This window comes from Clostridium bowmanii, assembly GCF_018861315.1.
Taxonomy (GTDB): domain Bacteria; phylum Bacillota; class Clostridia; order Clostridiales; family Clostridiaceae; genus Clostridium_AD; species Clostridium_AD bowmanii.
The window spans coordinates 89,703-102,865 of record NZ_JAHLDL010000014.1; the positions used below are offsets into that span (position 1 = coordinate 89,703).

Annotated in this window: 6 protein-coding genes; 5 read left to right on the forward strand and 1 reads right to left on the reverse strand. The window is 30.5% G+C overall.

All coding sequences use genetic code 11. From position 1 onward, the window contains the following. Nucleotides 1-219: 219 nt before the first annotated feature. The 5 genes from KPL51_RS11370 to KPL51_RS11390 all read left to right on the forward strand — a co-directional run bounded on the left by KPL51_RS11370 (nucleotide 220) and on the right by KPL51_RS11390 (nucleotide 12,499). Nucleotides 220-1,083, forward strand: coding sequence for a methionyl aminopeptidase (locus KPL51_RS11370; protein WP_216161167.1), 864 nt, complete (start codon nucleotides 220-222; stop codon nucleotides 1,081-1,083). A gap of 479 nt (nucleotides 1,084-1,562) precedes the next feature. Next, the gene (locus KPL51_RS11375; RefSeq protein ID WP_216161169.1) at nucleotides 1,563-7,016 is read left to right on the forward strand and encodes a diguanylate cyclase; all 5,454 of its coding nucleotides are present in this window, start codon (nucleotides 1,563-1,565) and stop codon (nucleotides 7,014-7,016) included. 229 nt (nucleotides 7,017-7,245) lie between these two features. Further along, nucleotides 7,246-10,176: an insulinase family protein gene (locus KPL51_RS11380; RefSeq protein WP_216161172.1), complete on the forward strand. Its 2,931-nt coding sequence runs from the start codon at nucleotides 7,246-7,248 to the stop codon at nucleotides 10,174-10,176. Nucleotides 10,177-10,253: 77 nt separating this feature from the next. Further along, entirely contained in the window at nucleotides 10,254-11,201 is a 948-nt protein-coding gene (locus KPL51_RS11385; RefSeq protein ID WP_216161174.1) for a phosphoglycerate dehydrogenase, read from the forward strand. A 68-nt stretch (nucleotides 11,202-11,269) separates the two neighbouring features. After that, nucleotides 11,270-12,499, forward strand: coding sequence for a competence/damage-inducible protein A (locus tag KPL51_RS11390; RefSeq protein WP_216161177.1), 1,230 nt, complete (start codon nucleotides 11,270-11,272; stop codon nucleotides 12,497-12,499). Nucleotides 12,500-12,633: 134 nt separating this feature from the next. Here KPL51_RS11390 and KPL51_RS11395 read toward each other — a convergent pair whose 3' ends face one another. Further along, complete coding sequence (locus KPL51_RS11395; RefSeq protein WP_216161181.1) at nucleotides 12,634-13,146, reverse strand: ferritin; 513 nt, start codon at nucleotides 13,144-13,146, stop codon at nucleotides 12,634-12,636. Nucleotides 13,147-13,163: the final 17 nt, after the last annotated feature.

Sequence of the window (13,163 nt, forward strand, 5' to 3'; positions counted from 1 at the left end):
TTTGTTCACGTTTCTAAGTTATCTTAGGGTGAATTATAAATAAAAGTTAGAATAAGGTTGAATACTTGCAATTATAAACTATAATTAAGGGTGAGAATATCAATATAGCATAAAATCTTGAAATTTGTAATTGCTTAGAAATAAGCATATTTAATAGTATATAAAAATAAATGTAGTTGAAATTGATATTTTGAATAATTTTAATTGGGAGGAAATATAATGACTAGTTTAACACGAAATGATATTTGTTGGTGTGGCAGTGGTAAAAAATATAAAAAATGTCACATGGATCAGGATATATTTATAAGTAATATAGAACAAAAAGTAGGTTATAAAATACCTAGGGATATCATGAAAACAGAGGAACAAATAGATGGTATAAGAAAATGTTGTAAACTAACCCATGAGGTACTTGACATGGTTGGGGAGAAAATAAAAGTTGGAATAACTACAAATGAGATAAATACTTGGGTGCATGAGTATACTGTTGAGCATAATGCATATCCAGCACCACTGGGCTATGGTGGTTTCCCTAAGAGTGTATGTACGTCAATAAATGATGTAATATGCCATGGCATACCTGATGACACGGTTTTAAAAGATGGTGATATAGTTAATGTAGATGTGACTTGCATACTAGATGGCTATTATGGGGATGCCAATAGAATGTTTATAATAGGAGAAGGTTCTAAAGAAGCGATAGATTTAGTCCGTGTATCAAAGGAATGTTTAGAACTCGGCATGGAGCAGGTAAAACCTTACAATACTCTTGGAGATATAGGAAATGCCATTCAAGAGCATGCAGAGAGCCTTGGATATTCTGTAGTATATGATTATGGCGGACATGGAGTTGGGGTTGAGTTTCATGAAGAACCTTTTGTACCTCATATAGGCAAAAAGGGAGAAGGCATGATAATATTACCTAATATGACCTTTACCATTGAGCCAATGATCAATATTGGCGGTCCAGAAACTGATGTACTTGAAGATGATTGGACAGCGGTTACAGCAGATGGTTCATTATCATCTCAATGGGAACATACCATACTTGTTACTGAAACTGGATATGAAATACTAACATAATTCAGCATTACATATTAAAACACCTCCGTTATTGGAGGTGTTTTTAGTATATTTATGGGTGCTAAATTCGTTATATGAAAAAACATTTGCTAACAAATGTTTTTAGTAGCAAAGAAGAATATATGTTTGAGCGAGGCAGCGAGTTTATATTTTTTAGCGGAGTGAATGCATTAGTCGTATTGCAATACGCGTAATATATACTTTTTTTCTTTTTTATTCATGTAACAATATCATTGTAAATGTTGTTTTAGTATTGATATTTGACGTTATATAATAAAAAAAGATAAAGTACATAGTAATTTGGTATAATGATAGATAAGTACAAATTTTAAAGAGATTATAAAATATAGAAAAAAATAGAATGTTTTTATTTTAATTTATAATGAAATACAAGGAATATGTTATATGTTAGCTTAGTCCATTAGATGTATTTTTTGAATTAATGTAAATATTTAATTGATATTGAGGAAGTGATTGAAATGGAGATTATTAATAATAGGTACAGAGTAGTGAGATGTATAAAACAAAACAGAGTAGTTTCCAGTTATGCAGTTAATGACATAATAAAAAATTATGATACTATACAATTAAATATTCTTAATTCAGAATATTTGCAAAAGGGATTAATAGAATTCTATACCAAACAGTTTATGAGCTTAACTAACCTGACCTGTGAAAATATGATATCAGTGTATGATTTTGATTTAGTTAATCTTTTAGATAATAAAAAATTGAACGATAAAGTGTATTTTTATACAAATGAATACGTGCAAAATAACACTAGTATTTTGGATATTGCAGGGCACATGGGAAGTGAAGAATTATTAGATTTATTTATAGAGATTTGCCAGAGTATAAATTATATTCATTTAAAAGGTTTTATTTATGGAAATATTAATTTATCTAATATTATAGCTTCAAATACAGCTTTTAATAAAAAAATTTCTATTAAATTCAAAGATTTCGCAACAGTTGAACTTGAAAATCAGGAGTTCTGGAAGAATGAAAATAAGGTGGATTATTTTAAGGCACCAGAAATATTACGTGGGGAAATATGTAGTGTTTTTAGCGATATATATTCTCTGGGAATATTATTATTTGTTATGTATATGAAAAATAGAGATTATAACATCTCTGTTAATGATGAAATTAAATCTTTCGATGATGTAAAACTTGAAGAAATATTTAATAGTAATGAAGATTTCAATGTGAATTTTAAAAAGATTATTGAAAAAATGACTTATAGTGATGCAGACAAAAGATATAGATGTATTTCAGAACTAGTAATGGATATAAATACTATTTTTAATAAACAGTATGTACCACATAGAAAAGAAGAAATAGAAAAATTGAATTTCAATTTGAAAATGATAGGCAGAGATGAAGAAGTTAATAAAATTATGGACATTTACCAATCTATTAAAAATAAAAATAATTATAACTCTACTATTTTAATCCATGGAGAATCAGGTATTGGTAAAACTCGTTTTCTTGATTCGCTAAAATATCTTTTTTCTTTAAAAAAAGTAAATGTTTATAGCAGCTTTATTTTAGATGCATCTACTAAAGATAGTAATAAGGCTTTTATAGATATATTAAAGCAATTTATTTCTGAATGTCCAGGGGAAGTGTTAGAAAGATATGAGTCGGAATTAGTTAAATTTATACCTGAACTAGGTGGTAAAAAAAACATAGTTCCATCTGAACCATTAAGTGGTGATAAAGAAAAATTTAGACTTATACATTCAGCAACTGGATTTATAGAAGAGTGTATAAAAAGTAAGCCTATAGTTATAATTATTGATAATTTTCACTTAGCAGATGATTTTACTATAGAACTAATGGAATATCTTATAAGAAAAACATTATCCAATAAAAATATAATGGCCATATTATCCTATTGTGATGGAGAGTGTTTAGTAAATAAGAAATTTATAGAATTTACAAAAAATATAGCTCATAATAGTGGCGAAACAAATGTTTTTTTAAAAGAACTAGGTCAAAAAGAAGTAGGGAAGATGATTCAAAACATTTTATGTATGCCTAAGATACCCTATAAATTTGCAGATAGTATATACGAAAAGACAAAGGGAAATCCATTATTTGTGCAAGAAATTATAAAAAGTTTTTTTAATGAAAAGTATATTTATGTAGATAGTGAAGAGGGAAATTGGAGTAGGGATTATGAATATTCTAAATTCATAGTACCAACAGATATGCATGGTGTATTATTAAACCAAGTTAAAGAAATGGGAGAAATGAATTACAATATTTTAACAGTAATATCAATATTTAATAGTGCTGTGTCTTTAGAAGTAATTAAGAGCTTTATTAAAAATGATAATAATGATTTAGAGAAAGCTATCGAAGGGCTTATTTCCTCAGGAATATTATGTAAAAAAATAGAGGACAGAGGCTTTGTTTTTGATTTTTACAATAAATTTCTTAAAAGCCTTATGTATGAGAAAATCAGGTCTGATGATAGAAAGGTTATGCATAGGTTAGCCTCAGTAGCAATTGAAAGTCAATATAAAGAGGGTGGAACAGAATATGTTGACGAATTGATTTATCATTTAGAAAAATCGAATCAAGAGGGAAAAATTATTGATTATTGCATTGAAAATGCTGAAAAAATGAAACTTCTAAAAAACAGAAGTGATGCAATAAAGAATTTAACTAAAGCTGAATCTATATTAGACTATTCTTTTGATTCAATTAAAAACATAAAGCTTATTATGGATCTTGCCAATTTACACGAACAAGAAGGACATATTGATTTAGCTATAAAATACTATTTATCAATAGGAAAGTATAAGCAGCATGCAGCGCTATATAAATATATAATAGATAGCTTAATTAAAGTAGCAAAAGTATATTTAAATAAAAATGATATAGATAGTACTGTATATTATATTGAAGAAATTCAGGTTATGCTTTCCAAAGTAGATTATGTTTCAGGGATGCTCAGATGTGAAGGAATCCTAGCTGCTGTATATGACATAAAGCAGGATTATAAAAGCGTACAAACTATCTGCAACACTTGTTTAGAGCTTTGCACTGGGGAATATGAAGAACTGAAAACTAAATTTTACAACTATAAGGGCTTATATTATTTAAGAAGTGGTAGAGCTGACAAGGCATTGAAGATTTTTGAAGAAAATATAGAAGTATGTAATAGATATAATAATATTAGGGGGATAATAAAATCTTTAAATAGAATAGGGGTTATTTATGGGGATTATTATCAAGATGATAATAAAGCCATAAAATATTTTATAAAGATGAAGGATATCTGTGAAAAAAATAATATGAGCTCAGAGGTCGTACTTGCTTTGATAAACATAGGTGCTACATATTTTTCAATGGAACAGTATGAAATATCTTTACAGTATTTTATGGAGACACTAGAAACATGCAAAAAGTATGATGATGAATTCCATGTTTTTTATTGTTATAGTTCAATTTGTAGTGCAAATTTAAAATTGGGTTATTATGACAATGCATATAAATATTATAAACTTTGCCTTAAAGAACTAGATGATTATCCAAATCAAGGAAAAGAAATAGGTGAATTTTACTTAGGAGCTTCCCAGATTAACTATAAGTTTGGGGATTTGAATAAGGCCCAATTTTATATAAATAAGACATTAGATATATATGGTTATGATGAATGTATTTTTAAATGGAATGCACAGGTTTTAAATGAATATATAAAATTTCATTTAGAAGAAAATGATGAAAAACTAATTGAAAATCTCGGAAATATTATAACTATAGCAGGTAAAATAGCCTCATTGAGTAGCAGACTTAACATATTCTACGAGGTAGTAATTTATTTATATGAAAATGACAAACAAGAATATGCGCCTGTTTTTCTTAGTGAAATTAAAAAAATTGATATTGATTTAAAAGATAGTAGAGTTTACGTTAAAAAATTATATGTTGATGGGTTAATTGAAAAGAAGAAGAAGAATATTAAATTTTTCAATGAAGCCTTAGAATATTCGAAAAAATACAAAGAATTAGATATATATTGGAGAATATACACTTCAATGGGGGATTACTATTTTGATAAAAAAGATTATTTGTATGCAGTAATTTACTATTTTGAGGCTTGCGGTATATTAAAGGATATAATTCTTAATCTACCAGTAGAATATAGATTAACTTATGTTAACCTAAATAATGCATTGAGGCCTTTCAATAAATTTTTAATCATTAATAATTATTATAAGAGTAATAAAGATAGTTCAATGCTAGAATTTGAACCAGTTAATGTAAGTGATGAAGGTGGGTTATTGGATTTATTGGAGCAGGTAAATCATAAAGATATTTTAAAAAATAAAAACTTCATAAAGTCTATAAAAAAAATATATTCTTCTTCCCTTCAAGAAGATATTCATGACATAAGTGATGTGCTAGAAAATTTACAAGGGGATAATTCGAAAAACTTAGAGCTTATACTGGATTATTTATCCTATATAACCCTAGCAACAAGGGGAACTATTATTATAAATGATGATGACAAGGATAAAGAGTATAAAGTTATTGCATCTAGTGATAGAAGATATGAGTTGCCACAAGACCAAGAAGGATTATCTAAAATTCTAAGTGTGCAGACACCAGTTCTAGTAACGGACTATTCTCTAGAGAGAAATATAAATGGCCATATAAATAATATTCATAATAATTTAAAAGCTTTTATTTGTATTCCTATTGTTATGGAAAACACCAATGAAAAAGGGTTTATTAAAAATGAAAGAAGAAAAAACATGCAGGATGGTAAGCATGTAATTGGATATGTATATATAGAATCGCAAAGGGAATTAAATAATCTTAATAAGGATAGCATGAAAAAATGTATGGAGCTTAGCAAAGTTATAGGTATAATAATTGAAAAATACAAGTTTAAATTAAGTGCGTCTATTGATAAATTGACAGGAACTCTTACTAGAAAATATTTAGAGGAGGCCCTATGCGAACAAATTGAAGTATCCAGCCAAACAAGCAGTGAATTTTCTCTTATTATGTATGATTTAGATCATTTTAAATTAGTAAATGATAAGTTTGGACATCGCACAGGAGATTATGTATTAAAAAGGGTTTGTGATGTTGTTATGAGCAATTTAAGAGAAACGGATATTGTAGGTAGATATGGTGGCGAAGAGTTTATTGTCATTCTTCCAGGGACGGGTATTTGTGATGCCCAGCTTATAGCTGAAAAACTACGTCGCAAAATTGAAGAAGAAAAAATACTAGACAATAGGCGAGATGTGACAGTAAGCTTGGGGGTTGCCACCTACCCCCTTCATGGTGAGTGGCAAGAGGAATTAGTTGAGCGAGTTGATCAATCCCTATATGTGGCAAAGGAGCAAGGAAGAAATAGGTATGCTGTTTGGAACAGTGAATATTCCAAAAAGGCTAAAAGAACAGATAAACTTACTGGAATAATATCTGGAAATGCGATTCAAGATCATAGAAATGTACTTGCCATGATAGAATTAATTGAGCTTATAAATATAAAGGGCGAAAGAGAAGATAAAATATATAGCTTACTAGGGAGAATTATTGAAATCACAGAAGCACAAAAGGGCACTTTGTTTATTATGGACAATGAGGAAATTAAAGATAAATACTCAAGAAAGATTTTCAGAAATGAATGGATGGATATAGATGCCTATAATGAAAAAATAATAAAATTTGTAATTAATAGTAAACAGGGAGTATGCAAGATAGATTGGGATACAATAACTGAGTATGATACAGTTACAGGTGTTCCAAATTGGCAGTCGGTTATAGCTATCCCATTGATTCAAGATGATGTAGTAAAAGCAGTATTATACTTAACAGAATCAACGGTTACAAAAGAGTTTGGATTTGAGGACTTTAATTTTGTAAATACTTTGGGAAAGATAATAGTTCAAATACTATAGTATAGACAGAATAAAAATGAGGAAATATAGATATACGAAAGTATTCATGTTGTTAGTAGTATGGAATAAAGTGGTGTATAATGATTATTAAATGATAGTTGTCACCCAGGTGGCAAGTTTGGTATCGGTAGGCATCGTTCATGTGGCATATGGCAAGTTCAAGTTTTAGGAGATGAAACACATAATAAGTGTTTCATATTTTCAAAGGAAATATAAGGAGGAGAAAAAAATGAAGTTTACCATTGGCAATATATATCATGGCTTTAAATTAATCCAGGAGAAAAAAATAGAAGAGTTAAATTCAGTTACAAGAGTATTCGAACATGAAAAAAGTGGAGCTAGACTAATGCATTTAGAAAATGATGATGATAACAAAGTGTTTTCTATTGGATTTAGAACCCCACCCAAAAATAGTAATGGACTTCCACATATTCTTGAGCATTCAGTACTTTGTGGATCAAGAAAATTTCCAACAAAGGAACCCTTTGTTGAACTCATAAAGGGTTCTTTAAATACATTTTTAAATGCTATGACTTTTTCTGACAAAACAATATATCCTCTAGCTAGTAAAAATGAGAAAGATTTTTTTAACCTTATGGATGTATATTTAGATGCAGTTTTTTATCCTAATATTTATTCTAAACGGGAAATATTAATGCAAGAGGGCTGGCATTATGAATTAGAAAAAAAGGAAGATAAACTAACTTATAAAGGTGTAGTTTATAATGAAATGAAGGGTGCTTTTTCGTCTCCTGAGGGGTGCCTTATGCGTAAGGTTCAAGAATCCCTATTTCCAGAAACCTCTTATGGTGTAGAATCCGGTGGAGATCCAGAGTTTATACCAGATTTGACTCATGAGGAGTTTTTAGAGTTTCATAAAAAATATTATCATCCTTCAAATAGTTATATATTCCTATATGGAGATGGAGATATTGATAAAGAGCTACAATTTATTAGTGAAAAATATTTAAATGATTTTGATAAAATTTACGTAGATTCAGCTATTGACCTTCAAAAACCGTTTAGCAGTATGAAAGAACTCAAAATAGAATATCCTATTTCATCAGATGATGATGAGAAAGACAAAAGCTTCTTGAGTATGAACTTTGTATGCGGGGATAATATTAGTAAGCCAGAACATCATTTGGCTTTTGAAATTTTAGAATATTTATTGCTAGAAAGTGCAGCAGCACCTTTGAAAAGAGCGCTTGTAGAAGCAGACCTTGGAAAAGATGTATTTGGAAGCTTTGATAATAGCATCTTGCAACCAATGTTTAGTATAGTAGTAAAAAACTCTAATGAAAGCCAAAAAGAAAAATTCAAGGAAGTTGTGTTTACAACACTAAAGAATTTAGTTAAAGAAGGCTTAGATAAAAAGCTAATAGAAGCATGTATAAATATTACGGAATTTAAGTTAAGGGAAGCTGATTTAGGAGGTTTTCCAAAAGGATTATTCTATTATATAACTAGTATGGACAGTTGGCTTTATGATAAAGATCCAACTATGCATTTAGAATATGAAAATTATTTAAGCAAAATAAAAGCTGCATTAACAACTAATTATTTTGAAAAACTTATAGAGGAGTACCTAATAAATAATGCACATAGTTCATTTGTTATTTTGAATGGTAAAAAGGGCCTAGCAGAGCAAAAGACAAGGGCAGTAGAAGAAAAGCTAGCTAAGTATAAGGCGAGTCTTTCAGAAAAACAAATAGATGAAATAATAAAAGGGACGAAAGCTCTTAAAGAGAGACAAATGACACCAGATACTGTGGAAGTACTTGAAACCATACCACTACTTGAACTTTCAGATATTGAAGTTCCGGTAGAACACTTACCTTTAAAGGAAATGGATGAGAAGGGAGTAAAGGTATTATCTCATAATATATTTACTAATAAAATAGCCTATATAAATGTGTTATTTGATGCTAAAAAAGTGGATATTAAGTTATTACCTTATGTAACCTTGCTATCAACTCTTTTAGGAAGAGTAAGTACTCAGAATACTAATTATTCCGATTTATCTAATGAAATTAATATCCATACAGGTGGAATTCATTTTACAACGGAGATATATGGAGATAATAAGAATTTTGAAAAATACAGTCCAAAGCTCGTAGTAAAAACTAAAGCATTAGTTCCAAAACTTCCTAAACTATTTGATCTTATGGCAGAGATAATTAATACCACTGTATTTGATGATAAGAAGCGTTTGAAGGAACTAGTACAGCAACTAAAATCAAGGCAAGAAATGAAAATCCTTGATAGAGGGCATATGGCAGCAGCTGGAAGACTCACTTCCTACTTTTCTCCAGCTTCAGCTTATATAGAAAAAACTTCAGGAATATCTTTTTATGAATTTATAAGTGAAATCGAAAGAGACTTTGATAATAGAGCCGAAGAAATCATTGAAAACTTAAAAAAGGTATCAAAGCTTATATTTAACAAGAACAATCTTATGATAAGTGTTACAGGAGAAGATGATGTATATACTGCTTTCGCTGTGGAATTACCTAAGATTATAAGCATATTGGGAGAAGAAAAATTGCCAGATGCAGAGTATAATTTTGATCTTAATAAAAACAATGAAGGATTATTATCTTCATCAGATGTTCAGTATGTAGCTAAAGGCTATAACTTCATTAAGCAGGGTTATTCTTATTCAGGTAAGATGTTAGTGCTTAAAACTATAGCAAGTTTAGACTATTTATGGAATAGAGTACGTGTGCAAGGTGGAGCCTATGGTGGTTTTGCAAACTTAGCTAGGAGTGGTAACATAGTCTTTGTATCTTATAGAGATCCTAATGTGAAAGAGACATTAGCGGCTTATGATGGAATATGTGACTATATAGGAAGTTTTGAAGCTTCAGAAAGGGAAATGACCAAATATATTATAGGAACAATAAGTGAGCTTGATTCACCTTTATCACCTTCTATGAAGGGTGAGCGGGCTACAGCATATTATATAAGAGGTATTACTGAGTCACAAAGACAAATGGAAAGAGATGAGGTATTAAGCACAAAGGCAGAGGATATTAAGTCTTTTAAATCACTATTAGATGACATTATAAAAGAAAATTGTTTTTGCGTACTGGGAAATGAGACAAAACTTAAAGAGAGTAAAGACATATTCACCAGTTTAGTAAATGTATTTAAATAATAAAAAGGTGCCCTGGGGCGCCTTTTTTGCAATGTGTCACCAACTGGAGTAATAGTTTAATGTAAAGGAGGATGTGTATGGCTATTAAGGCGCTTTTCACATACAACTATGGTAGGGAGAAAATTAAAGATATAGAATCTTTTGGCTATGATATAAAAGTAGTCAAAGAGGAAGATTTAATTTACAGTGATGAACTTTCCAATGTAGAAGTTTTAATTTGTTATGATCCATTTAAAACCTTAGACATAGAAAAAATGAAAAACCTAAAATGGGTTCAATTATCTAGCATAGGAATTGATCAACTGCCGGTGGAGTATGTTAAAGATACTTCTATCATAATTAGTAACAATAAAGGTGGCTACAGTATACCTATGGGGGAATGGATTGTATTAAAAACCCTAGAGCTTTTTAAAAATAGTAAGAAGCTATACGAAAATCAAACTAATAGAAAATGGAAAATAGATACAAGCATTATGGAGTTATACGGTAAAACTATAGGGTTTATAGGAACAGGTAGTATAGCAATGGAAGCAGCTAAAAGATTCCAAGGATTTGGTGTAAATCTAGTGGGTGTAAATACAAATGGTAGAGATATTCAATATTTCAATAAATGTTATGCTATGCGCGAGCTTGACGAAATGCTTAAATTATGTGATGTAGTTGTGGGTACTATACCCTATACAAAAACTACCCATCATTTAATTAATGAAGATAGATTTATTGAAATGAAACCAGGGTCTTTTTTCATAAATGTAGCTAGAGGTAGTATTGTGGATGAAGTTTCTCTAATTAAAAACTTGAAAAGTGGTAAACTAGCAGGGGCTGCTTTAGATGTGTTTGAACAAGAGCCTTTAAAAGAGCATAACCCATTATGGGATCTAAATAATGTTATACTAACTTCTCATAGTTCATGGATCTCAGAGATGAGAAATGAGAGAAGGTTTGATCTTATCTATAGTAATATGAAAAAATATGTACAAGGTGAAGAGTTAATAAATGTAGTAAATTTAAAAAAAGGGTACTAAAATATTACGTGGGACTAGTGGCATTTATTTGAAACTTGCCACGTGGGTGGAACCAGAAGGAGGAAGTTATGAAAGCAGAAATATTAGCAGTAGGAACGGAAATATTATTAGGTGATATAGTAAATACGAATTCACAATATCTTGCTAAGAGACTTGCGGATTTAGGCATATCAGTTTATCATCAGTCAGTAGTTGGAGACAATCCACAAAGGTTATTGGAGGCATACAGACTAGCTTTTAGTAGAGCTGACTTAGTTATAGCTACTGGGGGACTTGGACCTACAAAGGATGATTTAACAAAGGAAGTAGCTTTTGAGTATTTTGGGAAACAAAGTGTAGTTCATAAGCCCTCTTTAGAAATTATTGAAAATTATTTTAAATTTATGAATAGACCAATGGTTAAAAGTAATGTTAAACAGGCATATTTTCCAGTAGATGCAGTGATTCTTCCTAATAATAACGGTACAGCACCAGGATGCATAATTGAGGAAAATGGAAAAATGGTTGCACTTTTACCTGGACCACCTAGAGAAATGAAGCCTATGTTTGAGGAGACTGTAGTTCCTTATCTTCAAAAGTATCAGCAGGGTGTACTAGTTTCAAAGGTGCTTAGAGTTATTGGAGTAGGAGAGAGCAGTGCTGAAGAATTGATTGAAGATATATTAGATAATCAAAGCAATCCAACTGTAGCACCTTATGCTAAAGATGGAGAAATGATTTTTAGAATAACAGCAAAGGCCAATACGCAGGAGCAAGGGGTAAAGCTCATGGAGCCTATGGAAGCCATAATACGGAGTAGACTAGGCAGTAATATTTATGGAGAAGGGGATACAACCTTAGAAAATGTACTTGGAGGGATGCTTATAGATAAAAAGCTAACCATATCCACTGCTGAATCCTGTACAGGAGGTATGGTTGCAACAAAGCTTATAAATTACCCAGGAATATCTTCTGTGTTTATGGATGGAGCCGTGACCTATAGCAATGAAGCTAAAATGAGTAGACTAGGAGTTTCCAAAGAAACCTTAGATAAGTATGGTGCAGTAAGTAGTGAGGTGGCGGCAGAGATGGCACAAGGTATAGCAAAAACTGCAGGCACTGATATTGGGATTTCTACCACAGGAATTGCAGGCCCAGATGGTGGAAGCGACGAAAAACCAGTAGGACTTGTGTATGTAGGTCTATATATGAAGGATGAAGTTAAAACAAAAATGTTTAAATTATCTGGTGATAGGCAGAAAATAAGAGAAAGAGCAACTATGCAGCTTTTAGATTGGGTTAGAAGAGAACTATTATAAATTACAATTGTAAGCTATATTGGCTGCTACTCACATGTTAATGAAAGGCACATATCAAAATTGATATGTGCCTTAAATAATAACTAAACTAATTTAGTTTAGTTATATATGTTACTTCTATGAATTTATAAGTTTTATCTAGTAGTAACGGGTGGAACAAAAACTCTTGCTGCCATTTCTGTATCTAGGAGATAAAGACTTGTAGGGTCAGTTTTAATTCTTTGGAGTCTTTTTATTATGCGACTAAAGTTAGCTTCTTCCTCTACTTGCTCATCAATAAACCATTTAAGTAAGCTTATTGTAGCATGTTCTCTCTCCTGCGTAGCAATATCAGTAAGATTATAGATTTTGCTAGTTACAATTTTTTCATGAGCATAGGATATTTCAAAAGCATCAAGAAGTGATTTATAATCATTTTGAGGGTCTGGCATGCCTTCTAATACTATCCTTCCATTCATTTCATTTACATAATTATAAAATTTCATAGCATGAAATTTTTCTTCTTCAGCTTGAACTTTGAAGAAATTAGCAAAGCCATCAAAATCCTCTGCGGCACAGTAAGCAGCCATAGCTAAATAAAGGTGTGCAGAATAAAATTCGAAGTTTATTTGCTTGTTTATTTCATAGAGTAATTTTTCGCTTATCATAATAATCCTCCTCGTGT

What these genes read in the sequence shown, in the direction of transcription:
- KPL51_RS11370 (WP_216161167.1), top strand. Translation starts at nt 220, where the DNA reads ATGACTAGTTTAACACGAAATGATATTTGTTGGTGTGGCAGTGGTAAA.
- KPL51_RS11375 (WP_216161169.1), top strand. Translation starts at nt 1,563, where the DNA reads ATGGAGATTATTAATAATAGGTACAGAGTAGTGAGATGTATAAAACAA.
- KPL51_RS11380 (WP_216161172.1), top strand. Translation starts at nt 7,246, where the DNA reads ATGAAGTTTACCATTGGCAATATATATCATGGCTTTAAATTAATCCAG.
- KPL51_RS11390 (WP_216161177.1), top strand. Translation starts at nt 11,270, where the DNA reads ATGAAAGCAGAAATATTAGCAGTAGGAACGGAAATATTATTAGGTGAT.
- KPL51_RS11385 (WP_216161174.1), top strand. Translation starts at nt 10,254, where the DNA reads ATGGCTATTAAGGCGCTTTTCACATACAACTATGGTAGGGAGAAAATT.
- KPL51_RS11395 (WP_216161181.1), bottom strand. Translation starts at nt 13,146, where the DNA reads ATGATAAGCGAAAAATTACTCTATGAAATAAACAAGCAAATAAACTTC.